Source organism: Deltaproteobacteria bacterium, assembly GCA_016874735.1.
GTDB lineage: Bacteria > Bdellovibrionota_B > Oligoflexia > Oligoflexales > CAIYRB01 > CAIYRB01.
In genome coordinates this window covers 164,267-189,399 of the sequence record VGTI01000003.1, presented here as the reverse complement: position 1 = coordinate 189,399, position 25,133 = coordinate 164,267, and the positions used below count along the sequence as shown (strand labels likewise).

The 25,133-nt window shown below is 48.6% G+C and carries 24 protein-coding genes; 14 read left to right on the top strand and 10 right to left on the bottom strand.

Annotation, left to right across the window (positions count from 1 at the left end; genetic code table 11):
* Positions 1 to 33 precede the first annotated feature (33 nt).
* The 14 genes from atpB to FJ146_03520 all read left to right on the top strand — a co-directional run bounded on the left by atpB (position 34) and on the right by FJ146_03520 (position 12,028).
* The gene (gene atpB, locus FJ146_03585) at positions 34 to 813 is read left to right on the top strand and encodes a F0F1 ATP synthase subunit A (protein MBM4251029.1); all 780 of its coding nucleotides are present in this window, start codon (positions 34 to 36) and stop codon (positions 811 to 813) included.
* Positions 814 to 866: 53 nt separating this feature from the next.
* Positions 867 to 1,184, top strand: coding sequence for an ATP synthase F0 subunit C (locus FJ146_03580; GenBank protein MBM4251028.1), 318 nt, complete (start codon positions 867 to 869; stop codon positions 1,182 to 1,184).
* A gap of 407 nt (positions 1,185 to 1,591) precedes the next feature.
* Positions 1,592 to 1,873, top strand: coding sequence for a hypothetical protein (locus FJ146_03575; protein ID MBM4251027.1), 282 nt, complete (start codon positions 1,592 to 1,594; stop codon positions 1,871 to 1,873).
* A gap of 382 nt (positions 1,874 to 2,255) precedes the next feature.
* Positions 2,256 to 3,089 carry a chromosome partitioning protein ParA gene (locus FJ146_03570; protein MBM4251026.1) on the top strand — a complete coding sequence of 278 codons (834 nt, stop codon included), beginning with the start codon at positions 2,256 to 2,258 and terminating at the stop codon, positions 3,087 to 3,089.
* A 10-nt stretch (positions 3,090 to 3,099) separates the two neighbouring features.
* Positions 3,100 to 4,044 (top strand): ParB/RepB/Spo0J family partition protein, encoded by a 945-nt coding sequence (locus FJ146_03565; GenBank protein ID MBM4251025.1) that lies wholly within the window; start codon positions 3,100 to 3,102, stop codon positions 4,042 to 4,044.
* Between the two features lie 134 nt (positions 4,045 to 4,178).
* Positions 4,179 to 4,610 carry a hypothetical protein gene (locus tag FJ146_03560; GenBank protein ID MBM4251024.1) on the top strand — a complete coding sequence of 144 codons (432 nt, stop codon included), beginning with the start codon at positions 4,179 to 4,181 and terminating at the stop codon, positions 4,608 to 4,610.
* A 29-nt stretch (positions 4,611 to 4,639) separates the two neighbouring features.
* Positions 4,640 to 5,143 (top strand): hypothetical protein, encoded by a 504-nt coding sequence (locus FJ146_03555; GenBank protein ID MBM4251023.1) that lies wholly within the window; start codon positions 4,640 to 4,642, stop codon positions 5,141 to 5,143.
* Between the two features lie 7 nt (positions 5,144 to 5,150).
* Positions 5,151 to 5,696: an ATP synthase F1 subunit delta gene (gene atpH, locus FJ146_03550; GenBank protein MBM4251022.1), complete on the top strand. Its 546-nt coding sequence runs from the start codon at positions 5,151 to 5,153 to the stop codon at positions 5,694 to 5,696.
* A gap of 12 nt (positions 5,697 to 5,708) precedes the next feature.
* The gene (locus FJ146_03545; GenBank protein MBM4251021.1) at positions 5,709 to 7,220 is read left to right on the top strand and encodes a F0F1 ATP synthase subunit alpha; all 1,512 of its coding nucleotides are present in this window, start codon (positions 5,709 to 5,711) and stop codon (positions 7,218 to 7,220) included.
* Complete coding sequence (gene atpG, locus FJ146_03540; protein ID MBM4251020.1) at positions 7,220 to 8,089, top strand: ATP synthase F1 subunit gamma; 870 nt, start codon at positions 7,220 to 7,222, stop codon at positions 8,087 to 8,089. The genes FJ146_03545 and atpG overlap by 1 nt, the downstream gene beginning before the upstream one ends.
* A 22-nt stretch (positions 8,090 to 8,111) precedes the next feature.
* Positions 8,112 to 9,524 carry a F0F1 ATP synthase subunit beta gene (gene atpD / locus FJ146_03535; protein ID MBM4251019.1) on the top strand — a complete coding sequence of 471 codons (1,413 nt, stop codon included), beginning with the start codon at positions 8,112 to 8,114 and terminating at the stop codon, positions 9,522 to 9,524.
* 18 nt (positions 9,525 to 9,542) lie between these two features.
* Positions 9,543 to 9,950, top strand: coding sequence for an ATP synthase F1 subunit epsilon (gene atpC, locus FJ146_03530; GenBank protein ID MBM4251018.1), 408 nt, complete (start codon positions 9,543 to 9,545; stop codon positions 9,948 to 9,950).
* Positions 9,947 to 11,062 carry a glycosyltransferase family 4 protein gene (locus FJ146_03525; protein MBM4251017.1) on the top strand — a complete coding sequence of 372 codons (1,116 nt, stop codon included), beginning with the start codon at positions 9,947 to 9,949 and terminating at the stop codon, positions 11,060 to 11,062. The genes atpC and FJ146_03525 overlap by 4 nt, the downstream gene beginning before the upstream one ends.
* A gap of 33 nt (positions 11,063 to 11,095) precedes the next feature.
* Positions 11,096 to 12,028, top strand: coding sequence for an NAD-dependent epimerase/dehydratase family protein (locus tag FJ146_03520; protein MBM4251016.1), 933 nt, complete (start codon positions 11,096 to 11,098; stop codon positions 12,026 to 12,028).
* Between the two features lie 82 nt (positions 12,029 to 12,110).
* Here FJ146_03520 and ftsZ read toward each other — a convergent pair whose 3' ends face one another.
* From ftsZ to FJ146_03470, 10 genes are all read right to left on the bottom strand, one after another.
* Positions 12,111 to 13,925 (bottom strand): cell division protein FtsZ, encoded by a 1,815-nt coding sequence (gene ftsZ, locus FJ146_03515; protein MBM4251015.1) that lies wholly within the window; start codon positions 13,923 to 13,925, stop codon positions 12,111 to 12,113.
* Positions 13,926 to 14,086: 161 nt separating this feature from the next.
* Positions 14,087 to 15,331, bottom strand: coding sequence for a cell division protein FtsA (gene ftsA / locus FJ146_03510; protein ID MBM4251014.1), 1,245 nt, complete (start codon positions 15,329 to 15,331; stop codon positions 14,087 to 14,089).
* A 50-nt stretch (positions 15,332 to 15,381) separates the two neighbouring features.
* Entirely contained in the window at positions 15,382 to 16,263 is an 882-nt protein-coding gene (locus FJ146_03505; protein MBM4251013.1) for a hypothetical protein, read from the bottom strand.
* The gene (murC, locus tag FJ146_03500) at positions 16,260 to 17,633 is read right to left on the bottom strand and encodes a UDP-N-acetylmuramate--L-alanine ligase (GenBank protein ID MBM4251012.1); all 1,374 of its coding nucleotides are present in this window, start codon (positions 17,631 to 17,633) and stop codon (positions 16,260 to 16,262) included. The genes FJ146_03505 and murC overlap by 4 nt, the downstream gene beginning before the upstream one ends.
* The gene (ftsW, locus tag FJ146_03495) at positions 17,614 to 18,768 is read right to left on the bottom strand and encodes a putative lipid II flippase FtsW (protein MBM4251011.1); all 1,155 of its coding nucleotides are present in this window, start codon (positions 18,766 to 18,768) and stop codon (positions 17,614 to 17,616) included. The genes murC and ftsW overlap by 20 nt, the downstream gene beginning before the upstream one ends.
* A 22-nt stretch (positions 18,769 to 18,790) precedes the next feature.
* Positions 18,791 to 20,071 carry a UDP-N-acetylmuramoyl-L-alanine--D-glutamate ligase gene (murD, locus tag FJ146_03490; GenBank protein ID MBM4251010.1) on the bottom strand — a complete coding sequence of 427 codons (1,281 nt, stop codon included), beginning with the start codon at positions 20,069 to 20,071 and terminating at the stop codon, positions 18,791 to 18,793.
* Positions 20,068 to 21,477 (bottom strand): UDP-N-acetylmuramoyl-tripeptide--D-alanyl-D-alanine ligase, encoded by a 1,410-nt coding sequence (gene murF, locus FJ146_03485; GenBank protein MBM4251009.1) that lies wholly within the window; start codon positions 21,475 to 21,477, stop codon positions 20,068 to 20,070. Before murF ends, murD begins: the two co-directional genes overlap by 4 nt.
* 10 nt (positions 21,478 to 21,487) lie before the next feature.
* A complete protein-coding gene (locus FJ146_03480) occupies positions 21,488 to 23,110 on the bottom strand; it encodes a UDP-N-acetylmuramoyl-L-alanyl-D-glutamate--2,6-diaminopimelate ligase (protein ID MBM4251008.1) in 1,623 nt (540 codons plus the stop codon).
* Positions 23,016 to 24,851, bottom strand: a complete 1,836-nt coding sequence (locus tag FJ146_03475) for a penicillin-binding protein 2 (GenBank protein ID MBM4251007.1) — start codon at positions 24,849 to 24,851, stop codon at positions 23,016 to 23,018. The genes FJ146_03480 and FJ146_03475 overlap by 95 nt, the downstream gene beginning before the upstream one ends.
* Positions 24,848 to 25,072: a hypothetical protein gene (locus FJ146_03470; GenBank protein ID MBM4251006.1), complete on the bottom strand. Its 225-nt coding sequence runs from the start codon at positions 25,070 to 25,072 to the stop codon at positions 24,848 to 24,850. The genes FJ146_03475 and FJ146_03470 overlap by 4 nt, the downstream gene beginning before the upstream one ends.
* Between the last annotated feature and the right edge of the window lie 61 nt (positions 25,073 to 25,133).

The window sequence follows — 25,133 nt, the reverse complement described above, 5'->3', positions numbered from 1 at the left end:
CCACGTACGGAGCTCAAAGCTGAATTGAAGCATATGAAAAAAAACCTTCTGATCTCATTGGGATCCTTGTTTGGTAGCAGCGTGGCCTTTGCCTCTGAGGGTGGTGGCGGGGTTGCCCACTTTATCAATTACTACAGTATCCTTCTTCACAGATTGCACATCGACCATGCATGGGAGCCAACCGTCGGCGGACTTCTGTGTTTGTTGGCCATAATCGTGGCCGGGATTTACTACCGCCGGTCTGTGAGTAGGGACGGGGCTAACGTTGTCCCAAGTGGAAAGTTTTCTCTCAGGCATCTTATTGAGGAGATGCTCGAGTTTGTCGTGGGCATTGCTAAGGATAACACTCACGAACGCTACCTTAGTTTCTTCCCCTTTCTGGCGGCAGTGTTTGTTTATATCGTGGTGTGCAATTTGTCTGGCCTGATTCCTGGCTTTCCTCCGCCCACAGAAACCATGGATAACAACGTTGCTGTCGGTATCTGTGTGTTTGTCGTGTATAACCTGGCAGGAATTAAGGAGCACGGTGGGGCCTACGTTAAGCATTTTTTAGGACCGGTGGCATTTATCGCTCCTCTCTTCTTTTGTATCGAACTAGTGAGTCACTTTTCGCGTCCGTTGTCGCTGGGGCTTAGGCTTACTGGCAACATTTACGGAGATCACACGTTGCTAGGCGTATTTACTAGCCTTAGCTACTTAGTATTTCCGGCATTATTAATGTTTTTTGGTTTGTTGGTAGCGGTTGTACAGAGTGTTGTATTCACTTTATTATCTGGTATTTATATTTCAATGGCGATTTCACACGACCATTGATTCTTATAAAATTGTGCGTAGTAGTGGCACTTTTGATAGTGGGGTAAGGGTTCATGAAAGGTTTCTTCGGTAAAGTTGCAATGGCATTTGGTGGTTTATTTCTAAGCTCGCTAGCATTCGCTCAAGAGGCGGCTGCTGCTGCGCATGCTGGTAACAGCTGGGTTCCGATCGGCGCTGGTTTGACTATGGGTCTGGCAGCTTTCGGGGCTGCGTCAGCTCAAGGTCGCACTGCAACGGCAGCTTTGGAGGGTATCGCTCGCAATCCTAATGCTAAGGATGCACTGTTTCAGCCGTTCATCCTCGGCTTGGTGTTTATGGAGTTCCAGGCATTGCTTGGCTTCGTAATCGCGATTATCTGGACGTTCAAGTGATCTAAGCGGGTTCTTTGGGACCTGAAAATAGCAGCGGCGACAGGGTAGATCCTGTTGCCGCTTTTTTTTTATCTATTGAAATACTTCAGTGATTTCCCAGCCGACTAACTCCCAAAAATCATTGCATTAAGCGATCAATGTTTCACGTGAAACATTCTCTTTTTTCCTCTTTTTCGATGAAGTCAGTTCGATTGATTTGTCGCTACAGCAATAGTCAATTCTGACCAACCGTCACCTCTGAGTATTTCGAGTTTTCTTCACCAAAGTATCGCAAGTCGTGAATCACCAGACTCATGAGCGCTAGCGGCCCCATGTTGGTGCGTCCAGTGAAATTGGCCTATGTTTCACGTGAAACATTGGGGTTACGCATTTTATGTTTGCAATGCTGGTAAGAAGGAAAGTGGTTTTTGCAGGAAAAAAGTGGTTTTTGCAGGAAAAAAGTGGTTTTTGCAGGAAAAAAGTGGTTTTTGCAGGAAAAAAGTGGTTTTTGCAGGAAAAAAGTGGTTTTTGCTGGAAAAAAGTGGTTTTTGCTGGAAAAAAGTGGTTTTTGCTGGAAAAAAGTGGTTTTTGCAGGAAAAAAGTGGTTTTTGCAGGAAAAAAGTGGTTTTTGCAGGAAAAAAGTGGTTTTTGCAGGAAAAAAGTGGTTTTCGGTTCCCTCAGTTTACGGATTTAACGAATGTTCCACGTGAAACAATCAAAATCTAGCCTGTAAAATACAATAATATCAGCATGTTAGGTCTATTGAGGCCGAGAATCACTGTTCTTCGAGCACATTTTTTACTGATTCCGTGCTGAGCGCGAATTGTGGTGACGAGTAATGAGGGTTTGTAAGGCCTGGTCTTAAAAAACTCCCCTTAAACCGGCTGGTGGAACCTCTCCCGAAAAAATAATGTTCCACGTGAAACATTCTGCCTGGCCGGGCCAAATTTAGCTGAATGGATCAATGTTCCACGTGAAACATTTACTCGTTACGCCGCTTGAAAGGTCGTAAAGCCCTTCTCAAATTAATAGGTCGTTGTTATAGTCACCGCCTGTTTTCTCCAATCCGAGTTTGATACTGGAGTAATACGCATGGCGCGTGTAATCGCCGTTTCCAATCAAAAGGGAGGCGTGGGTAAGACCACCACCGCAATTAATATTGCGGCATGCCTCGCAGCGGCCGAAAAAAAGGTTCTGGTCATCGACCTGGATCCCCAGGCCAATGCTGGAAGTGGTTTAGGAATCTATAAAGGGGACTTTGACGTTAGCATGTACAACGTCTTGGTCGATGAAGTACCCATAACGAGTGCGATATTACACACCGAGTTGAAATGCCTAGATATTGCTCCCTCATTGCCCGACTTAGTTGGGGCTGAAGTAGAGCTTGTATCGGCCATTGGTAGAGAGGTTAGATTGAAGGAGGCCTTGGCCCCCATTCAGCGTCTGTATGACTTTATCGTCATAGACTGCCCTCCCGCCCTTGGGATCCTAACGGTGAATGCCCTAACTGCAGCTGATGCCGTACTCATTCCCCTCCAATGTGAATACTACGCAATGGAAGGCCTATCCCAATTAGTAAAAACTGTATCTCTGATAAAGAAGCGTCTAAATCCAGCTCTAGAGCGGGAGGGTATATTGCTTACGATGTACGATCGCCGCAATAATCTCTCGCACCAGGTTGAGCAGGATATTCGGGCACACTTTGGCCATGAGGTGTTCCCAGTTGTGATCCCAAGGAACGTCAAGTTGTCGGAGGCGCCTTCCCATGGTAAGCCCGTCATCCTTTATGACATTAATAGCACCGGTGCTGTTGCATACATGGAAGTTGCCCGAATATTAATTCGTCGACATCAGTCACCTTCGTCAAGCCGCGGGAAAGCTGAGAAATCGACTATGACTAAGCAGAAAATGACTGATCATAGCTGAGGTATAGACAATGACTACTCGTGAAAAGGCGCCCTCCACAAGGCGTGGGGCTCTTGGCAAAGGTATTTCTTCGCTTCTAGGTGATTTGTCCGACGACCACTCAGAAGAAGCAAATGTTGGAACAAAGATTTCCGACGAGAAACTTAAGCGGAAGCTGGATGCGGAGGTAGTGCGCCTTAATGTCGAGGAGATCGATCCGAACCCTCAGCAACCTCGTAAACTTTTCGATGACAGAGCTCTGAAGGAACTGTCAGATAGTCTAAAGATTGATGGAGTACTGCAGCCAATCGTTGTTACTCAAGCACCTCAAGCTGGCCGTTATTATGTAGTGGCTGGCGAGAGGCGCCTTCGGGCCTCGAAACTTGCGGGACTTACTACGATACCAGCCATCGTTCGTGAGGGCGCAAACACAGATTTGCTTCGTCTTGCTTTGATCGAGAATATTCAAAGAGCCGATCTGAACATACTTGAAGAAGCTGAAGCGTACTCGGCCCTTATTAAGGATTACGGACTAACCCAGGAACAGTGCGCTGACCGTGTGGGTAAAGAGCGGTCCACAGTGACAAACGCCCTGCGGTTGCTAACGCTGCCCCGAGAGATTCAGGAGGATATCGTCAGTACGCGTCTCTCGATGGGGCACGGCCGCGCAATACTGAGCCTTGACGACAAAAAAACTATGCTAAGATGCCGAGACATCGTAGTCAAAAAGTCTCTAAGCGTACGTCAAACAGAACAACTTTGCAAGTCCATAAAATCACCCGTAAAGACTTCAGATCAAAAATCCGCGGCTATTAAGGACGAAGCCGACCTTCAGTACATCACTGAAAGCCTACGTAACTATCTCCATACGAAAATAAGAGTAGCCGGTAGTACTAGCCGAGGAAAAATCGAAATTTCCTATTTCTCAGCCGCGGAATTGGAGCGTCTCTTAAAGCTGATGGGACATAGGTTTTGAAAAATCCAGAGCGCTATTCGACTAAAATGCCGTCGGTATTGTAAATCACCTTGTTCCTTTAGCTAAAGTGCGCTATTCACAGGCGCCCAAGCTGTTTGCTGTTCTCCAAGTACGCATCGCGCACAGGTGATTCTATGGCTACGCTCAATCTTATTCCTAATCCCTCAGTTTTAGGCGCTCAAATTGGCATTTTTCTCGTCAATTATGTTGCGGTAAAAAAACTTTTTGTTGAACCATACCTGGCGGTCAGGGCTCGACGCGCTGCCCTGACCATAGGTAGTCAGGATGAGGCCCAGCGGGCGCTCGCGCAATCCGACAAAATCACCAAAGCCATAGAAGAGAAGTTTCTAGTTTGTGCCGCGGAGGCTAAGTCCGTTCGGGAGTCATTGAGAGAGAGAGCGCAAACAGAGCGGGATCGTCTCCTCGCTGCCGCTGAAACAGCAGCTAAGGCGGAGATTGCCAGCGTAGAGAATAAAATCCGCGAGGAACTTGCCGCGGAGCGGGCGCGTATACCTGAAGTTATGAAGTCCTTGTCTGAACAACTTTATCACCTAGCCCTAAACTGAGTGGCCGCGTTAACGGAGGTTTGAAAAATATGGAAGAACACGTTGACGTCCTGATGGGTATCATCCTTCCCTACGCCAATTTCGCCATTTTTCTCGGCTTAGCGATCTTCTTTTTTCGCAAACCAGCGAAAGCCGCTGCTAAGAAACGCCGTGACCAGTTCGAAAAACTTATGGCCGAAGCTGCGGCAGCGCGTGACGAAGCAGTGGCTAGATTAAACGAACTTAAGCAACGGGAAGCGTCAATCGAGGCGGAACTCGAAGCAATTAAAAAGGCATCGTTGTCGAGTGCGGAACAGGAAGCCGCGAAAATTCTTGATGACGCAGAAAAGTTGGCAAAACATCTCCGCACCGAGGCAAGTCGCATCGCTGCAGCAGAGGTTGCCAAAGCAAGAGCCGAACTACGTCGGGAAATCGTCGAAACGGCTGCGGACAGTGTCCGCGACAAACTGAAACGCGATCTTTCGACGGAAGCGCAAGTCAAGATTGTCAGCAAGAAGATCGACGAACTCAAGCACGTTAGTGCCCAAGGCTGAGGACGAGATGGGACGAATCGCTAAACGATATGCCAAGGCTCTACTAAAATTAACGGGTGGAGATCTTCAACAGGCAAAAAAATACCGCGACAGCCTTTTGGAGTTAAAAGCGTTATTCAGCCTTGACGAGGCTGCCCGGGTACTCAACAGCCCCGCGATGCCAGATGACCTAAAAAAGAGCCTTCTGTCATACGGGTTAAAAGCTGCTGACGCAGCTTCTGCGGTAAACAACCTGGTCGATGCGGTTGTCGATTGCGGTAGGGTTAGTTTGCTTCCGCAGATTGCTGGTGCTTTTGCACAATACATTGATGAAGCAGAAGGTCTAGTACAAGCTGATGTGACGTCGGCAGTTGAATTGTCAAGTGAAGCCCAACAACAAATAGCCAAAGCCGTTGGTCAGCTACTCAACAAGAAGGCCGAAGTCACGCATCACGTCGATCGTGATCTTTTAGGTGGTTTTGTTGTGAAAGTGGGTGACTACAAGGTTGACCTAAGTTTGAAGAACAAACTCGAAGGTTTAGCCAAAACAGCAGTACAAGATACTTTTCGTTAAGGGAAGGCCGTCATGAGCACAGAAAAGATCCGCGTAGAAGAAGTTAGCCGTATTATTAGCGAACGTATTAAGAATTACGGACAGGCAGTAGAGCTGCAAGAAACCGGAACAGTACTTACTGTTGGTGACGGCATCGCTCGTGTCTACGGGTTGGACGGCGCGATGGCCGGTGAACTTGTACAGTTTGAGAACGGGACGCGCGGAGTTGTTCTCAACCTGGAGGAGGACAACGTCGGTATCGCGATCTTCGGCGATGTGAAGGGTATTTCTGAAGGCGAGACCGTCAAGCGGTTGAAGGAAATTAACTCCGTACCAGTGGGTGAAGCGCTACTGGGTAGGGTCGTTAACGCACTTGGCGAGCCCATTGACGGACAGGGGCCCGTGAAATCCACGGAGCATGGCGTTGTTGAGGTGAAAGCTCCCGGTATCATTGACCGCAAATCTGTCGATGAGCCACTGCAAACGGGGATCAAGGCTATTGACGCTATGACTCCGATTGGAAGAGGGCAGCGTGAGTTAATTATTGGGGATCGTCAAACCGGAAAGACAACGATTTGTGTCGACACGATCATAAACCAAAAAGGTAAGGACGTAGTCTGTATTTACGTCGCTATTGGGCAAAAGGCGTCAACCGTCGCGCAGGTGGTAGAGAAGCTTAAGCGTTTCGGCGCCATGGAATATACCATTGTAGTTGCAGCAACCGCACTTGACCCGGCTCCAATGCAGTTTATTGCACCGTATTCCGGTTGCCGTATGGCGGAGTTCTTCCTTAACAAGGGAAAACATGCCGTAATCTTCTATGACGACTTATCTAAGCAGGCTGCTGCGTACCGTGAATTGTCGCTCTTACTGCGCCGTCCCCCAGGTCGCGAAGCTTATCCGGGCGACGTGTTTTACCTGCATAGTCGCTTGCTCGAGCGCGCCTGCAAGTTGAACGATAAATTAGGTGGTGGCTCAATCACGGCATTTCCCGTGGTGGAAACTCAAGCCGGCGATATTTCAGCTTATATTCCTACAAACGTGATCTCCATCACCGATGGGCAAATCTTTCTCGAAAGTGACCTTTTCTTCTCAGGTATCCGCCCTGCAATCAACGCCGGCCTTTCCGTGTCACGGGTAGGCGGTGCGGCACAGGTTCCAGCCATGAAAAAGGTTGCGGGCTCGTTACGATTAGAATTAGCCCAATTCCGTGAACTTGCAGCGTTCTCACAATTTGGATCAGATCTTGATCAAGCCACCCAAAGGACTCTGCGCCGCGGCGAGCGTTTGGTAGAAATTCTGAAACAAAATCAGTATGCGCCGATGCATGTAGGCCTCCAGATCGCATCTATATTTGCCGTTACCAAGGGATATCTCGATAAGCGCGAGGTTTCACAGGTGGGTGAATGGGAGAAAGGGCTTCACGAGCACCTGAAAGCTAGCTATCCCCAAGTTGTCGATAAGTTGGAGAAGCGCAGCAAGCTAGAAGAAGTGCAGGGCGAGCTAGTTAAGGCGATTGAAGAATTTGACAAGGGATTCAAATAATGCCGAGTTTAAAGGACATTCGTCGCCGTATTGGTAGCGTTAAAAATACGCAAAAAATAACTAGGGCGATGAAGCTAGTAGCAGCTGCAAAATTTGCCAGGGCCAATGCTGCTGTGGTTTCCGCACGGCCCTATGGAACAGCTTTTCAAGCCATGGTACATAGGCTGGTCGCTACCGCCGGGGAGAGCTTCAGTTCTCCATTTTTAGTAGAACGCACGGAAGAGAAGTCGCTTTTAGTGCTGCTTTCTACTGATCGTGGTTTTTGCGGCAGTCTAAATTCGAACTTGTTTAAGCAAGCTGTATCTTTCATTAGTGCTAAGCGACGCGAGGGTGTTCACGTCGAATTGATGGCATGGGGTCGCAGGGCGCGGCAGTTTGCGACGAAGATAGGGGTAGAGGTCCATAATCCAAGAGAAAAAGTCCTGGACAAACCTGACTACCTGTTAGCTAAAGAGTTAGCCGAAGAAGTAGTCGCAAAGTTTGGCGAGGGTGGCTTTGATAGGATCTACTTAGGTTTTGTTGAGTTTCGCTCTGCGATGTCTCAGCAAGCTAAAGTTGTCCAAGCTCTACCAGTTGCTAACTTAACTAAGGTAGAGGGCGCTGAAGAGTTGGCGCCAGACATCATCGTCGAGCCGTCGGTTCATCACGTGCTGGAAGAGGTTCTTAAACGGGAAGTCGCAGGATTCATCTTCAGAGCCATGCTCGAGGGCGCTGCCTCCGAGCACGGTGCACGAATGACCGCGATGGACTCGGCGACCAATAACGCCAATGAAGTACTGCGCCGGATGAAGATTCAATACAACCGTGCGCGGCAAGCTGCGATTACTAAGGAACTTATCGAAATCACCAGCGGCGCCCAGGCCCTGTGAGTGAAGGAGCGAAGAGGAAGGTATGCATACATCTACGGTCGTTGGCAAAATTGTACAGGTGACGGGTCCAGTAGTAGACGTTGAGTTTCCGGAAGGTCACTTGCCGGCAATCTATAACGCACTCAAGGCAACGAACCCATCTTTGGGTGAAGGCTTCGGAAATCTCGTATTAGAGGTTGCTCAGCATCTCGGGCAAAACGTCGTGCGTACAATTTCGATGGATAGCACGGACGGACTAAGCCGCGGCAGTTCGGTGCAGGATACAGGTGATCAAATCACCGTACCGGTCGGTCGCGAGGTACTAGGGCGGATTTTGAACGTAACTGGCGATCCTGTAGACGAAGCTGGGCCAGTCAAATCGAAAAAGCGTTATCCCATTCATCGCAGTGCTCCAGTATTCGAAAACCTTAAAACTGAGCCTGAGATTCTCGAGACTGGTATCAAGGTTATTGACCTTATGGCCCCTTATTTGAAGGGTGGCAAAATTGGTCTTTTTGGTGGTGCAGGCGTAGGTAAAACAGTTTGTATCATGGAGCTGATTAACAACATTGCAACCCAGCATGGTGGTTTTTCGGTTTTTGGTGGAGTAGGGGAACGCACGCGGGAAGGTAATGACCTTTACCACGAGATGAAGGAATCAGGCGTTATCAATAAAACCGCACTTGTGTACGGACAGATGAACGAACCGCCAGGAGCTCGCGCCCGGGTGGCATTGTCAGCGCTGTCCGTAGCGGAATACTTCCGCGATGAGGAAAACCAAGATGTATTGCTCTTCATTGACAATATCTTCCGGTTTACACAGGCTGGTTCGGAGGTTTCGGCTCTTTTGGGACGTATCCCATCAGCCGTAGGGTATCAACCGACTCTGGCCAGTGAGATGGGTGAGTTACAAGAGCGGATCACAACGACCAAAAATGGATCGATTACGTCCGTTCAGGCTATTTACGTGCCTGCCGACGACTACACTGACCCCGCTCCCGCGACGACTTTTGCGCACTTGGATGCGTCTACGGTTCTGGAACGGAAGATTTCCGAACTTGGCATCTATCCCGCTGTCGACCCTCTTGCCAGCTCCTCTAGAGCGTTGGATCCACAGATCGTCGGAGCTGAGCACTACAAGGTGGCTCGCGATGTACAAAAGGTCCTTCAGCGCTACAAGGATTTACAAGATATTATCGCTATCCTCGGGATGGACGAACTGTCAGACGAAGACAAATTGATCGTGGCTCGCGCACGCAAACTTGAGCGCTTCTTCAGCCAACCATTCTTTGTTGCAGAGCAATTTACCGGAATGAAGGGTAAATATGTTAAGCGTGAGGATACGGTACGCAGCTTCAAGGAAATTGTTGAGGGCAAGCACGATAATTTGCCAGAGCAAGCCTTCCTGTACGTTGGTACCATTGAAGAGGCGGTAGAGAAGTCTAAGACCCTTTGATTTGAGAGGGCTCGGCCGATGGGCGAGTTACACGTAAGCATTCTTACCCCTGCAAAGGTGGTTGGTCGGTTTAAGGCTGGACAAGTACAGGTACCAAGTTCAGATGGGTACCTGGGGATATTGCCCGGTCACGCTGAATTAGTGTCTCAGCTCGGGGTAGGTGAGTTAGTAGTGAGCACTGGCCGAGGCGAGGAAAGTTTCTTTGTGTCTGGCGGCTTTATAGATGTCGGTGGGGGTGACCAAGTTACATTGCTGGTTGATGTAGCTGAGCGTCCAACTGACATCGACACCGATAGGGCGAAAGAAGCCAAGCGGCGCGCGTTAAGTAGGTTGGACGAGAAGCTCGGGGTGGACGTAATGCGTGCGCAGGCTGCATTACTTCGTGCTGAGCAGCGGCTGGCAGTGGCCGTGCGGCGTGGCAAGTGAATTTGAATTTCGGCCTGTATTGGGACGCCTATGGCTTAGACGCTCCCAATTCAGGCATTTTCGTTCATGCACATAGTATTGCTAAAGAGCTGGACTCTTTGGGGTACGCTCCTAGACTAGTCGGTCTAAAATCGGCTTTGTGTTCCTTTCCCAGATTGCAAGGGCTGCACCCTTTAGCTCACCCCTTAACCAAATGGTGGACAAGAAATAAGTTTCTATGGCCTGAGTCAGTCGCGCGCCGTATCGAGAGTGATTCGGCCGGAAGTTATGCCAATGTTGTTTTACACGGATTAAGTAATTTTAATATTCCCATAAGACCTAGGAATGGCTGGCGGCTGGTGCTAACCGTTCACGATCTGATACCGATAATTGCCCCGCACGATGTGTCTACCTCGCTCAACCTACAAATGAAGTTTTTGTTACCGAGGGCTATGAGGGCGGCAGACTGCATAGTCTGTGTGTCCCGTTGGACAAAAGAGACGATAATTGATTTCATGCCGACTCTCGAGTCTAAGCTGGTTGTAATTCCTAATGGAGTGGCGTCTTTTTCACCTTCCGTAAAAACTCATTCCGAGAGTGGAAATAGGATTCGACTTCTTTTCGTCAGTAGATTTGAACGCTACAAGTGCCATGAAACTTTAGTAACATTACTCAAAAGCTCGAATCTCGCATTAGAGCTGGATGTTATCACAGACCTAAAGGGTCAGCGTTTCTGGCAAAGCCGTGCGATAGATATGATTCAAAATGGTAGACTTCGTGTTCATTGCGGAGTTTACGGGGATGAGCTACGGCGCTTCTACGAGAATGCGGATGTATATGTTAGCCCATCTAGGCTTGAGGGTTACTGTTTACCAGCTATCGAGGCACTCAGTGCAGCTACGCCCGTCGTATATGTTGGTGGTAGCGGTATAGACGAGGTGGCAGGCTCAAGTGTGAGTTATAGGGTGCAGAATCCGCTTAAAATCGCGGATTGGGAAGACGCCATTTGTCTTGCAAAAAGCGATTCTGAGAGATCCGATTACTCAATTAGAGTTAATGAATATCTCAAAACCTTGCCGTCCTGGAAAGATGCAGCAGTTGAGCTTTTGACGCTGTATAATAAACTGGTTTAATCAGCCCATTTATGACGAGCAGGGAGCTCTACCGTGGAACAAGCCGCGATCATGGTAACGGGTGGTTCGGGTTTTATAGGCTCACATTTAGTACGCAAACTTACCGAGCAACATCGGACAGTAGTTGCTGTTTACCGTCGAAAACTACCTGAGTCACTAGATCGCGTGTATCCCGTTTGTACCGATTTGAGCTCACCAGAGTTGATGGCGGCTCCATTAAGAGGGGTCGGTACGGTCGTACACTTAGCCTGGGAGGGTGGCTTTGCTAGTTCTGTTCCACCGGGTACAGATTGGCGTCATCTCGAAAAGCCAGAAGACAGTGTCAATTTAAAGATGCTCGGAAATCTGGTCAAAGCGATGGAGCGAGCCGGTACACAGCGCATAGTGTTACTTAGTGCCATTGGCGCTAAGTCACATGCAACAAGCCCATTTTTGTCTGAGAAATATGCGGCAGAGTCTCTAGTGATTAACAGTAGGATCAAGGAAAGAATTATCATTAGAACGGCTATTGCCTGGGGAGGACAACAGTCTAATGACCGGTTTTTACGGTCACTCTTACGTGTTATGCGTTATCCAATTTATCCCGTTCCGCAGCGGCGTGGTAACTTGGCACCAATTTACGTCCAGGATCTTGCTACGATCTTGGCTTCCTGCTGCAAAATCAAGCTGAGTGAGCCTGTAGCTGTTATGGAAGTTCACGGTAAAGAGAGTTACCAAATTCATGAAATATTCCGGATAGTGGCAGAAAAATTAGCGAAGGGGGCTAGAATACCTTTGGGGGGAGTTTTGGGCCAAACCCTTCTTCCTCTCTTGGAGCGCGAACGCCGCACCAATAGTGATACGCCAAAGATTCAGCAGGTGCTCGGCATTGGTGGGTTTGTCGATTCAAGTCTGGCGGTAGCAAACCCGCTGACTTCGGTGATACCTCGTGATCTAGCGACATTTAGGGACAATTTGCTGAAGTAGTCGGAGACAGCAGTTTTAGGCTTAGTGGCCCTGCCTGTTCCCGCCCTCAATTTTGGAGAGGGGAACAGGCAAATTAAAATGATTAGTCTAGCGGCAGATCTCGCATGCCTTGGCGCAGGAAGGCTGGAACCTCTAAGTTATCCTGGTCTCCGAGCTGTTGCGGTGAGCGAACACGTTCAGCGAGTGCTAAAGCCTCGTCGATTTTTCTATCTATCTCTGCTACGGCCTCCATCTGCTCTGGTTCAAGAGCCAACTCTTCAGAACGCATACCACCTGAACGTAGATCTAGCTGCTGAGCTGCATCAGCTAAGGCTTCAAGTCCGTGCTCAAATATACCGGCCGAGAATTCTGGATCCTGAAGAGTGTCGAGAGACGGTACCTCAAGAGCCTCAACCGAGGGCTCCATATAGGTCGGTGCCAGATCTGCAGAGGAAGAGTCGAGATGGGAGTCTGCAAGGATAGGTTCCGCAATAGGCTCAATTTCATTCGTAGGGGTTTTAAGGTGCTCATCCTCTCCCGGTAACAATGCCATAATATCAGCTTCCGGATTTATAAGATCTTCAGTGTCTCCGCCTGGGGACTGCTCATCAGCTAAGTCAAAAGTCCAAGCGGCAAGTTTTCGCGCCTCGTCGTTTCCGCTAAGATCAAGTGCAAGGCTGGGAATCGTAGGTTCTTGGATTAATGACTTGGGTTCCCCTTCCATGGCAAATGGTAGAAGGGAAGTATTTGCTATGAGTGATTCTTCTTTTTTAGCCTGTACTGGTACAGTTGGCGGCATCACTACGGGCGGTGGAATAACACCTTCCGCCGTCGCGAGGCTCTGATCCGTCAGTAAGGACTTGGAGTCGTAGCCGGTCGGTGTGGCCGTGACGATACGATTAGAAAAGCTAGGCTGTGGTTTAACAGAACTGGAACTGCTACCTGTTGTTTCCTCTTTATCTACCGGGAAGCCAGTAGCTATGACCGTCACTCGCATCTGGCCACCTAGACTTTCATCGATAACCGCCCCAAAAATGATGTTGGCATCTTCATGCGCTGAATTTTCAACGATGGAGCAAGCTTCGTTAACTTCCATAAGTGTGACGTCAGAACCAGCGGTTATATTAATTAAGATGCCCGTGGCTCCCTCAATATCGATATCTTCGAGTAACGGGGATGATATCGCCATACGAGCAGCTTCAGCAGCTCGTCCCTCACCCGTAGCGGCACCAATACCCATTAATGCTTGGCCCATACAGGACATTACTGTTTTAACGTCAGCAAAATCGACATTGACGCGTCCAGGAATGTTGATGATGTCGCTTATACCGCGAACGGCATTAACCAGCACCTCGTCCGCCATTTTGAAGGCGTCAATCATACTTAGCGATGGAGAGGCCACTTGGAGTAGTCGTTGGTTAGGAATTGTGATGAGGGTGTCGACACACTCCCTAAGCCTGGCTATGCCGAGATCGGCATGTTTGCGTCGACGTTTGCCCTCAAATGTAAAAGGTTTAGTAACAACGGCCACAGTCAACGCGCCAAGTTCTCGCGCGATCTGAGCAACCACTGCTGCACCACCAGTACCAGTCCCACCACCCATTCCTGCGGTGATAAATACCATGTCGGCACCAGCTAAGGCCTGTTGAATTTCGTAGCGATCCTCTAAAGCCGCATCGCGGCCGACATCAGGATCAGCTCCAGCGCCAAGACCGCGCGTTAATTCCTTACCGACTTGAAGCTTTTGCTCTGCCAGCGAAAACCGCAAGGCCTGAACATCAGTATTTGCAGTGATAAACTCAACCCCATCTAGACTGCTCCGAATCATGGTGTTGACGGCGTTGCCACCACCACCACCGACCCCTATGACCTTGATTTTTGCCCCGGGCGGCGTGATGAAATTAGGATCGAAGCTCATAGGTACTTCTCCCTCGTAGCAATACCTGTGGTGAAGACAGGCAAACAGGTGAAATTTTTTCTGAAGGCGTAATAAGAATTATAGGAAACACCGACGAAAACTGTCAAATTTTTGACTCTTGCGTCGGCCCTAAAATTTACTTCGCGCGCCTTGCGAGATATTCAACTAAGCTCCCGCAACCAGTTAACAAATTGCCCCAAGTAGCGATTTGTCCACGTGTTCTTCTTTGTTTTTGCTAATTCCTCGACGCGACCGAGTTCCAAATTTAATAGACCTATTACGGTCGCAAATTTGGTTGGATGAATCAGTGCCGAGGAATTCACATTGCTTTCAAGACCAGCCTCTTGCCCGCCACCCAACACCGGGCGCGCTCGAGCTACAGGTATGTTGAGTTTAGAAGTGAAATACTCAGTAATACCTTTGACATCAGCCCCGCCACCTGTCAGCAAGATGCCACCACCCAGGCAACCCTTATAGGCCTGCAGTTCGCCAGCAAGGAGGGCACAAAGTTCATGAATACGGGGACCTAAAACGGGCGCGACATGCTCACCGCCAATGATTTTTCTCTCACCTTTGATATTGGTAACATCCATGGCATCACCGGGTCTTGGCCGTATGCCAAAGCGAAGCTTCACACTCTCAGCTGTTTCTGGCGGCAAGCTCAGTCCGATGGCGATATCGTTTGTCATCAATTTACCGGCTACATTGACGGTAAACGCGGCGGTAGGGCGTCCCCCTTTGAATACTATGCCGTCTGTAGTGCCCCCACCGATGTCAGCCAAAGCTACGCCGAGTTGCTTGTAGGAGTCGGGGACTGTGACGGATGCTGATGCAAAGGGTTCTGAATAAAGCCTGACCACCTGCAGTCCGCAGTCATTGCAAACGTCAACGATGTCCTTCATGTAGAATTTGTCGGCATCAATCAGGAAATACTCACCAGTCAAAGTGCGGCCGCGAAAGCCAACTGGATCATCAACCGCCTCCCGCGAGTCGAGTCGATATGCTATCGGGATTGTGTGTAATAGTTCACGACCCTCGGTAGGCGTCTCGAGCTCTGCCTTCTCCATAAGTGAGCGAACGTCATTGACCGTTACCACCTCTCCATCAAGTGGTTTGCTGACTGTCACAATACGACTACCCAAATGACTACCAGCAACGCCAACTACAACTTTGGTTATATCCGTATCGAAATGTCCCTCGCCAAGCTCTAGCAACTGCTTAAGTGCCGCTTTAGCTTGCTCGACGTTGGCGAGCATACCTCTTCGCATTCCTTCAGCGGGCACGCATATAGTCTCTACAGTACGGGCATTTTGACCTGGCGTTTCTCGCAACGTCGCAAGACAGAATTTGGTAGTCCCAAAATCAAGACTGAACAAACCCTTTAGATACTTGGTCTTGGGCTGCATTTTGAACCTGCTTGTCAATAGGTAGCATTGGGAAGCATGTTCTATAATCGTTACATTTTCTTCAGCTTAACGAAAGCCTTGCCTTGATAATCTAGTTCGATTCTCTGCGCCTGCTCCTGGCGGACAGCCAATTTTTCAAGAATTCCGCCCAATTTCTCGAGCTTTTCCGCAAAAGGAGCACGGCCGAGCGCCACCTCGGTACCCAGTGACGTTAGCTCAGCTACAAATCCACGAAACCGCTCAACATGAAACTTACTGATATTTATCGATTTTTTCTTTGTGTCTTGGAGAAGTGTCAGGGCTTCCTGAAGCATTACGCGAGTCTGATCGTCAACCACCAGGGTTTGACCCTCACCCATCGAGAACTGCTGTCGGTCCTCAAACAGTCCGGTTAATACTGGACCCGGACAGGCTTCGCCATGGTTGGTGTCGAGATGACCATATATGTCTCCTAACGTAGAGACGAACCTAATCTTATCCGCCTCGATACAAAAGACAGGATTGCGTTGAATGATGCTGACTATCACTTGAAAAGGTGAAATTTTCGTAACTCTGACGTCAGAAAATACACCAAGTTTCTGAACTGCTCGGGCTGTCTTAACTAAATCCTCGTGGGTTCCGCCGCCGAGGCTTTTGCGGGCTGTACTAATCACCAAAGCCCGAGAGGCATCAGAAATTCTCTGATCGTCACTAGATCGCACTAGTAAATCCCAATTTGTGGCAGCACCAATAGTGCTTGGGAAGTGTCCAGAAATCAGTGGTGTAAGCGTGCCCTTGGCCGCGAAATAACCTAATGATACCAGGCTTACGGCAACCCCCAGAAGAGCCAAAGTCTTCCATTTAGAGAGTGCGAGACGTCGGCGATTCTTATTTGTTTTAGGCTTTTGTTTTCTCAAAACTGAGCCCTGATTCGCCTTACGACTCTTACTCATGCCAGATTTTCCTTTAGCTTTGCGGCAACGCGCCAAACGTCACCGGCACCAATGGTAAGAACTATTGCCTTATCACTTATCTGTCTTTGAACGGTGGTCACTGCTTCATCTAAGGTGTCACATGCAACGGCGTCAATATCCATGCGTAGGCGAAGGTCTGCCGCGATTTTTGCTGGAGAAAAATCTAACTGAGTGGTCTCACCAGCACTGTAGACAGGTAGTACATAAACAAGGTCCGCGCCGTCCAACGATTGTAACATTTCATCATACATAGTTTCGAGTCGTGTAAATCTATGCGGCTGATACACAACGTGCAGTTTAATCTGTGGCCAAGTTTGCCGCAAAGCCTGGATACAGGCTGATATTTTTCCGGGATTATGGGCGTAATCGTCGTAGATCTTGAGTCGGTCGGTACTCAAGAGTCGGTCCATTCTTCTTTTGACCCCTCGGAAGTTAGCTAAACTTGCAGCCGCATCTTTAACGTTGAGTCCCAAAGATCTTGTGACAGCTAGTGCACATAGGGCGTTTTGCACATTATGTTTGCCCATCATTGGCAAGGAGCATTTAAATACATCGCGCTCAACAATGACCGTGAAAGTGGAGGAGCCAGAAACAGAGATGTAGTCGCGCGCTCTTACGTCGCACCCCAGGACAAATCCGTATGTGAGGCGGTCTCGCAGATATGTAGACCCAACGTCCCGCGTTAGTGGGTGATCCCAACCAATAATAGCAAAACCATCCTCGGTGATATTTTGTAGATATGACCCAAAAGCCTGGAGCAGTGCTCCCTGGTTTTTAAAAAAATCTAAATGATCCAATTCAACATTTGTGATGACGCCGACATACGGTCGATACTTCAAAAAGGAGCCATCCGACTCATCGGCTTCCGCCACAAAGATGTTACCATCACCAAGAAGGAGGTAACTGTCGTAGCGGATCATTTCCGCACCTATAACTGCCTTTGGTTTACAGCCTAGGTCGTCAAGGACATGTGCGATCATAGCAGATGTGGTCGACTTTCCGTGGGTGCCAGCAACAGTGATAGGTAACGATTCACTCATCAAAAGTTGTAGGAAATCACTACGGTGCAGAACCTCAATGGCTTTGCTGTGTGCAAGAGTTAATTCCGGATTGTCAGCGGCTATTGCGCTTGAGTAAACAACCGTCCCAGCACCATCCAGGGATTGTCCTGAGTGTCCTAAATAGAAGCGTACGCCCTTAGTGACTAATCGATCTATGATCGTCGACGATTTGATATCAGTACCTTGTACTGAGATACCAAGATGCACGGCCATTTCAGCTAACCCAGACATCCCTGAACCACCGATGCCGATAAAATGAACTGGCTCCTTAAGCCTGCTTTTCAGCATGTCCCAACTTATCCTCCGTGGCAGCCGGAGAAATTCCGGCTAGCTTGGTCAAGATAGCGGAAATCATCAGGAAAACCAGCAAGGAACTACTTCCGCTAGAGACGAATGGCAATGTCATTCCTTTGGTCGGTAATAGTCCCATACAAACACCAATATTGATGAGCGCCTGTATAACAATTGTCACAGTTAACCCAAAGGCTAAGAATCTTTTGTGTGGAGAGTTCTGATTTTGAGCAATTTGGAAACCGACAGCACATAAATAGAGGAAACAAGCACAAACGAGTAGTACCCCGAGTAAACCACTTTCCTCACCAATTACTGCGAGTATAAAATCGGTATGGGCCTCTGGTAAAAAAAACAATTTTTGCTTGGATTCACCGAGGCCTACCCCAAATAGGCCGCCATTTTGAAATGCGACAAAGCTTTGGATTATTTGAAATCCACTACCTTTAACTTGTGACCAGGGATCAAGAAAGCTCATGACCCTTGCCATACGATAGGGTTCGAAGATGATGGCAAGGCATACCGCGCCTAGAAATGCACCAACTGCAGACAGCACGAACTTACGCGTGACACCCGCAGCGAAGAGCATGCAGAACGTTACCGCAAATAATAAGACGGGAGTACCAAGATCTTTTTGCAGGAGCAACAAGCCGGATACTATTGCGAAAACAAAAATATTTGGTAGTACTCCACGGGTGAAACTATGAATATCACTGGATGGACGGCTAAGATTGCGAGCAAGAAAGAGCACCATCGCAAGCTTCGTTAGTTCTGAAGGTTGCCCTCCAATGATTGGTATGTTTAACCAGCGAGAAGCACCCCCAATTTTTACATACATGCCTGGGATGAAAATAAGAGAGAGTAAACCCAAGGTAAATAGAAGTAGGGGAAGGGTCGCTCGCTCGATCCAGCGCCAAGGCACTAGTTGAATAATAAAGTACGCGAAAAGACCAACTAAAGTAGATCCGATTTGCTTTCTCAAAAATAGGAATTCGTCGCTAAATTGCTGCTGACCCTTGAGTGAGGAAGCAGCGTAGATCGCTGTTAAACCCATCAAAGTGAGAAGTAGGACTACCAAAAGTAGCCGCTGCTGTTGGGAGTTGAATCGCGACGAATCTGCTGTTGACGCCAAAATCAGCTCCTTCGTGTTGTGATCAGCCGTCCAGAAGTCCCTTCATTTGCTCGCGGAATACATCACCTCGATGCTCATAATTATTGAATTCATCAAAGCTTGCACAACCAGGAGAGAAAAGTATCGGAGTCGGTTTATTAGATATTATGCCAGCGATTTGTCCTAAAGCTACAGTGAGGGTAGGAAATTCGTGCACCAACAGTTCTCTTGATAGGTCATTCGCGATCGCGGGACCAGATGCCCCAAATGTGATGACAGAAGATATTTTGTCTTTTAGCTTTAAAATCGGCGTGTAACTCTCGCCTTTACCTTGTCCGCCCATCAAAAGCAAAACAGGTCTAGTTTGACTTGATAAGGCGACAAGCGTTGATTCCACGTTTGTAGACTTGCTGTCGTTAATACACTGATTACCACGAACAGTCCCAATGAGCTCACATCGGTGCCTTAAACCGATAAAATCCTTGAGTCCCTCGGCCAAACTTCTCACATCCCGGCCTAAAGTATGTGCGACGGCAGTCAGGGCGAATCCCGCATTGAGCCGATTATGTTGCTCGGCGATGGAGGTTGGTGCAAGAGAGGCAAGAAAAGATCTATCCGTTATTAACTCTTTGGTATCAGTCTCAAGGCATAGACCCGATTCTTCGGCTAAGAGTAGGATATCAGCCGGTATGACCAGCAGTGACGCGTCTTGCATATTGTCAAATACACGCCATTTTGCACGTAAATATCCAAGCATCGAGCCATGCCTGGCTAGATGATCATGTGAAAAACTCGTAAAAATGCTGACGTTAGGGCGAATATGAGAGGATTGCTCTAATTGATACGAGGATAGCTCGAGAACCAGGTGCGGAGGCAGTTCACCGGCGTCAGCCAACATTTCGCTGGGTGGCATGCCGTAGTTGCCAGCTATCGCACTTTTTATTCCACTTTTTTGAAGAAGATGGTCAATCATCTTGCAAGTGGTACTTTTACCATTGGTTCCCGTCACGGCATAAATAGTTCCACTGTATCCAGCTAGGGCCAGGTCTAGTTCTGAGTTAATTGCAATACCCCGGGCATTTGCTTCGAGCAGTAGAGGGTGGGTGAAGCTGATTCCAGGCGAAATAATGATCTCTTTTACACCTTCGAGGTGGCTCAGTTGGTGGCCACCGTGCAGCACCTCCGCGCCAAGCTCGGTGAACTTCTTGATTCTCTCGGTTGAAAGGATGCTGCCCTCGGAAATTCGTACTCTTTTGTTCTTGGTTCGCAGTAGTTTCGTGGCGCCAAATCCTGATACCCCAGCACCCAAAATCAACGTAATCATTTGTTCACCGTAGCAAGATGTTCGACGAGTCTGTTTAATTTGAGGCCATTAGATCCTTTAGCGTAAACAACATCACCCATTTTTCTGAAATCTATATCAGCATCCACAAGGTGCCGCACGTCGTCGAATGTACGTATTTGATGCGCTTTTAAACCCCCATCTACTGCGCCGGTAGCAATATACTTCGCTTCGTGTCCCACCGTAATCAGATAGGAGGGATTGATACTGGCCACGAGGTCGCGACCAATCCTTTCGTGAGCTTCACGGCTTAGATCTCCCAGTTCCAACATATCACCCAGAACTAATATGACCCTCTTGCCGTGGAACGCACGAGATACCGTTTTCAGTCCAGCCGTCATACTCTCTGGATTGGCATTATAGGTATCATCGACTAATGAAAAGTCGCCGAATCTTTGGACATAATAGCGTCCCTTGATGCCGCGGAAGCCACTCAATCCATCAGCAATCGATTCGATACGGACACCACAAGCTATTGCCATAGCTGCTGCCGCAGCAGCGTTTAGAGGAAAGACCTCATGTGCTACCCCCAAGACAATAGTAATTTCGCCTTTCGCCGAATAGCGCATGCGAACTTGCATGCGGCCGTCACTAAGCCATTCGCTGCTCAACAGTCGAATGTCTGCTTGAGTTGAGGTACCGAAAGTTATGGTCTTCTTTCCAGTACTCAGAGCGCCTTCCAAGATGCGAGGATCATCAGCATTAGCGACTTGAATCGCGTGCTCAGGGCAGTGTCTAAAAATCTCAAGTTTGGTAGTCAAAAGATTTTCTCTTGATCCAAATATACCTAGGTGTGCAGATCCTACATTCAATAGGCCTACGACATCTGGAGTAGCCAATTCGCACAGAAATTTTATGTTTCCAGGCATGCGCGCACCAAATTCTAAGGCGCCGTAACGGAGGTCGGGTGTTAGCTGCTGTAAACTTTTTGGGACGCCAATCTCGTTGTTGAAACTAGCCAGGGTAGCAAACGTAGGGCCATCTGCGCGAAGGATAGCGGCTAGCATCTCCTTGGTAGTCGTCTTACCGGTTGATCCCGTCAGCGCAACCAGTCTTAGGTTTTTTAGACTTCGGCGCCATCCGGCAGCCGCAGATTGAAAGGCCTGTAGCGTGTCCGTTACGGGGAAGCCCAGATGCCCAAAATTTTTCGGAATCATCGACTTTTTTTCGATGCTATAAAAAAAACCTCGAGCGCCCTTTGCCATAGCGTCTGCAATGTACTGATGGCCGTCGAAGTTCGGTCCCTCAATAGGCACAAACCAGTGATGCGCATGAATCGTGCGACTATCGGTGGACAATTCAGCTAATTCGGGCGCGGGAGCAGCGGGATCAGCTTTGGATCTTGCAATAGGCCCTAACCACTGACGATAGTCTGACCAGTTCAACATAAATCCCCCTTTAGTTTCGGCGGGCAAGCAACGCTTTGCGTGCCATCAAACGATCATCAAAAGGTACTGTTTTGTCTGAAAATATTTGTTCAGTCTCGTGACCTTTTCCAGCTATCAAAATTAGGTCATTTGCGGATGCAGAGACGACTGATTTACGGATCGCGAGCTCTCGATTAACCTCAATGTTAACGATTGCACGACCTTTCATGCCTGCACATATATCCTCTATGATCTTGTCGGGATCCTCACGACGAGGGTTGTCTGAGGTGACGATCACATAATCAGCTAGCCGGTCTGCAATTTCTCCCATTAAAGGCCGTTTTCCCTTGTCGCGGTTACCACCGCAACCAAATACAACGTACAACCTGCCTTTAACTAGGGGCCTCAGCACAAGCAGAGTCTTTTCTAAAGCATCGGGGGTATGCGCATAGTCAACAATCACGGGAGGTTGACCCGGCACTAGAATCTGCTCCAGACGACCTGGAACGGGTCGTAACGTGTTCCAATTTTTGGAACTAATGAGGTAGGCACTACTAACATGAGATGCGATCAGGAATGCGGCGGCAAAATTATCAATCGCATGTTTTGCAAAATAAGGAACGAATCCTGACTCGATTTCGGTAGCGTCAGCCATCAGGGAAACATTGCTACCACAGAAATTAGAAGATTCGATCTGATAGGTGTAACGCCTCCAGTCGGCTGACGGCAAATTTGAGTCTTTTGAAACCTGAGCTGAATCCCCGTAAATCCCTGAGTTGGGATTCGCGAGTTTTGGTAGAGTAGGGACTTTGCCAAGAGTTGTGGAAAACAGGCACAATGCTTGCGGTTTTCCTAATTCCGAAAATAGGCGCCATTTGCAATTCCAGTATTCCTCTAGAGTGTGGTGATAGTCTAAATGATCACGGGAAAAGCTTGTAAAAGCCATGGCATCAAAGGTGAGAGGCGCAAGTTTTTCCTGAGCAAGAGCGTGTGAGGATGCCTCCATAGCGACCACGGACACGCCTTGTTCGACGGCAAAATTAAGCAATCCAAAAAGTATATCTGGATCCGGTGTGGTATGTCCTGTAGGAAGACGCTGATCCTCCAAGTAGGCTCCGAGGGTGCCGATGGTCATGCAGCGAATCCCAACGCTCCGAAGCAACTCTGCCACCATCCAAACCGTGCTAGTCTTGCCATTAGTTCCCGTTACGGCGACTAAGCGCAATTGAGTTTGAGGCGAGTTGAACGACTCCGAGGCCAGAAAACTCCAGGCTTTACGCGAATCCTTCACTTGAATCCACGGTGTGTTCTTGGGCCAATTTGCATCGGAAGGAGGCGCCTGCTCACTTACTATGAGCGAAAGCCCACAGCCTGATAATAGATCTAAATGATCATGCCCATCGTGGTGAGATCCTTTTATCGCAATGAAAATCGAGCCCCGTACTACCTTGCGTGAATCAGTGCTGATGGCACTCTTCGAGCTGCTGAGAGGTTTTTCACATTTTGCAATTAAAAGACCAGCAGATCTCAGCGCTTTTACAGCATCTAAGGCTGATATTTCACATTTTTTTAACATGAGATCCATTTGGTTCACGGATCGCCAGGGGTGGTTGTGTAGCCCTATCAGGAATCGCCGGCAGATCTGGTGCGACATTTAAATAACGGAGACTCCGTTCAACGATACGGGCAAAGATTGGTCCAGCAACTTCGCCACCATAATAGAGTTTTCCGCCCGGTTCGTCGATCATCACATACACGACGAGATGGGGGTCCTCCACCGGGGAAAAACCGACGAAGCTAGCAATATACTTGCCCTTTGCATAGCCTTTGATGCCAGGATCCACCTTCTGAGCAGTACCAGTCTTACCAGCTGTGCTGTAGCTCAGCGCGCGAGCCTTTTTCCCGGTGCCGTGAGCATCGGTAACCACTTTTTGCAAAAGATTACGCATAGTTCTTGCCGTCGACGGTGAAACCACATCGCGCACGACCTTAGTGCTCGCGCTACTAACCAGTAGGCCATCCGACGATACGATACGTTCGACCAGCGCAGGTTTCATAAGGTGGCCACCGTTAGCCAAAGCCCCCATGGCCTGAACTAGCTCCAGACCAGTTACGGCAAAGCCATGACCAAATGATACGTTTGCAAATCTGATTTGAGCCCACTTATGGAAGTCAGTAACGTAGCCAGAGGCTTCTCCGGGAAATCCTAAAAGACTATTTTTGCCTGCAAACCCAAATCCGATCAGGGCGTTGTACGTGGACTGTCGCCCCATCTGACTGGCTATCTTATAAGTGCAAATATTACTTGAGCGGATCAGTGTCTCACCCGTAGTCAGTTTGTCTGAGCCGTGTGTGTCATGAATCGTATGGTTGCCGATTCGCAAGGAGCCACTATCGCAGTTGTGCAGTTCTTCAGGATAAGTACTTTTATTCTCAATCGCTTGAGCAATTATGAATGGCTTGATGACTGAGCCTGGTTCAAAAGTATCGAGGAATGCCGCATTCCTTGCCTGTTCAAGTTTTACGTTGCGGCTGTGATTTGGATCAAAAGAGGGATAATTAGCAACAGCAAGAATGCGTCCTGTATGAGGGTCTGAGACAATCGCAAAGCCCTTTTGAGCCATCGATTGTTTAACTCCTGCGGCAAGTTCTTCCTCAGCAATTTCCTGGATCACACTGTCGATGGTAAGCATGATGCTATTGCCCGTACGCTCGGGGGCTGCGCCTACCGTTTCATTTACGATAAAGTTGCCGCGGGCGTCTTTACTTGCCATGACCTTGACGCCTTTTCCCCTAAGATCGCGATCGAATTGTCGCTCTAAACCGGCGAGGCCACCATTGTCGAGTCCAGTGAATCCCAGAATTTGGGCCGCCGCACCCCCTGCGGGGTAAAATCTAGCCGGCTCGTTTATCTCAACGAGGCCGACAATCCCCAGATTCATCGCAGCATCGGCGACCCTTTGATCAAGTTGTCGCGCCACCCAAGCAAAGTAACCCTTGCGATGTGATAGATTGCGAACCGTCTGTGGGGTAATCTTTAACGTCTTGGCTAGCTGATGAATTTCAGAATGATTAGGCCGGAAAATTCGAGGATTAATGGCCAGAGAGGGCCTTTTAACGCTGATCGCAAGGGGCTCGCCACGATGATCGAAAACATTGCCCCGACTGGGAGCGAGGGTGATTTCTCGCTGATATTGATTGTCGGCAATATGTTGAAGGGTATCAGCCTGAGTTGGAAAAATATGGAGAACGATGGCTCGAACAAAAATAGCGCAGAAAATTCCCCAGATTGACCACTGAACTAGTCTTGCGCGATCGCCCCTAAAACTGCCGGCCTGGGTCCTACTCGGTCTCCCGAAAAGAAATGACCAGAGTTTTTTGGTTGCGGAGATCACTTAAGAGCAAAGATTCCTTCAGGAGCCCCTTTAGGAGCGTTGACTTGAATGATGCGTTGTAAATGCTTCTGAGTTGTCATTTTTGCTAATTGCATCTTCAGCGCGTTACGTGTCTCAATAAGCCGAGCTTCTGAGGCCTTAAGATGACCAATCTCGTATCCAATCATCGTAGTCTGAACGCGAAGATGTATCCGGACCATCGCAAAGGAGACTAGAACCAAACATACTCCAATAACAAGGGTGGAGGCTGTCCATGGCGTAGTGGTTCTTTGGCTCATTTCT

Bases quoted from the DNA above. Each gene is read 5' to 3' on its own strand.
- atpB (MBM4251029.1), top strand. From the start codon at position 34: ATGAAAAAAAACCTTCTGATCTCATTGGGATCCTTGTTTGGTAGCAGC.
- FJ146_03580 (MBM4251028.1), top strand. From the start codon at position 867: ATGAAAGGTTTCTTCGGTAAAGTTGCAATGGCATTTGGTGGTTTATTT.
- FJ146_03570 (MBM4251026.1), top strand. From the start codon at position 2,256: ATGGCGCGTGTAATCGCCGTTTCCAATCAAAAGGGAGGCGTGGGTAAG.
- FJ146_03565 (MBM4251025.1), top strand. From the start codon at position 3,100: ATGACTACTCGTGAAAAGGCGCCCTCCACAAGGCGTGGGGCTCTTGGC.
- FJ146_03560 (MBM4251024.1), top strand. From the start codon at position 4,179: ATGGCTACGCTCAATCTTATTCCTAATCCCTCAGTTTTAGGCGCTCAA.
- FJ146_03555 (MBM4251023.1), top strand. From the start codon at position 4,640: ATGGAAGAACACGTTGACGTCCTGATGGGTATCATCCTTCCCTACGCC.
- atpH (MBM4251022.1), top strand. From the start codon at position 5,151: ATGGGACGAATCGCTAAACGATATGCCAAGGCTCTACTAAAATTAACG.
- FJ146_03545 (MBM4251021.1), top strand. From the start codon at position 5,709: ATGAGCACAGAAAAGATCCGCGTAGAAGAAGTTAGCCGTATTATTAGC.
- atpG (MBM4251020.1), top strand. From the start codon at position 7,220: ATGCCGAGTTTAAAGGACATTCGTCGCCGTATTGGTAGCGTTAAAAAT.
- atpD (MBM4251019.1), top strand. From the start codon at position 8,112: ATGCATACATCTACGGTCGTTGGCAAAATTGTACAGGTGACGGGTCCA.
- atpC (MBM4251018.1), top strand. From the start codon at position 9,543: ATGGGCGAGTTACACGTAAGCATTCTTACCCCTGCAAAGGTGGTTGGT.
- ftsZ (MBM4251015.1), bottom strand. From the start codon at position 13,925: ATGAGCTTCGATCCTAATTTCATCACGCCGCCCGGGGCAAAAATCAAG.
- ftsA (MBM4251014.1), bottom strand. From the start codon at position 15,331: ATGCAGCCCAAGACCAAGTATCTAAAGGGTTTGTTCAGTCTTGATTTT.
- FJ146_03505 (MBM4251013.1), bottom strand. From the start codon at position 16,263: ATGAGTAAGAGTCGTAAGGCGAATCAGGGCTCAGTTTTGAGAAAACAA.
- murC (MBM4251012.1), bottom strand. From the start codon at position 17,633: ATGCTGAAAAGCAGGCTTAAGGAGCCAGTTCATTTTATCGGCATCGGT.
- murD (MBM4251010.1), bottom strand. From the start codon at position 20,071: ATGATTACGTTGATTTTGGGTGCTGGGGTATCAGGATTTGGCGCCACG.
- murF (MBM4251009.1), bottom strand. From the start codon at position 21,477: ATGTTGAACTGGTCAGACTATCGTCAGTGGTTAGGGCCTATTGCAAGA.
- FJ146_03480 (MBM4251008.1), bottom strand. From the start codon at position 23,110: ATGTCGCACCAGATCTGCCGGCGATTCCTGATAGGGCTACACAACCAC.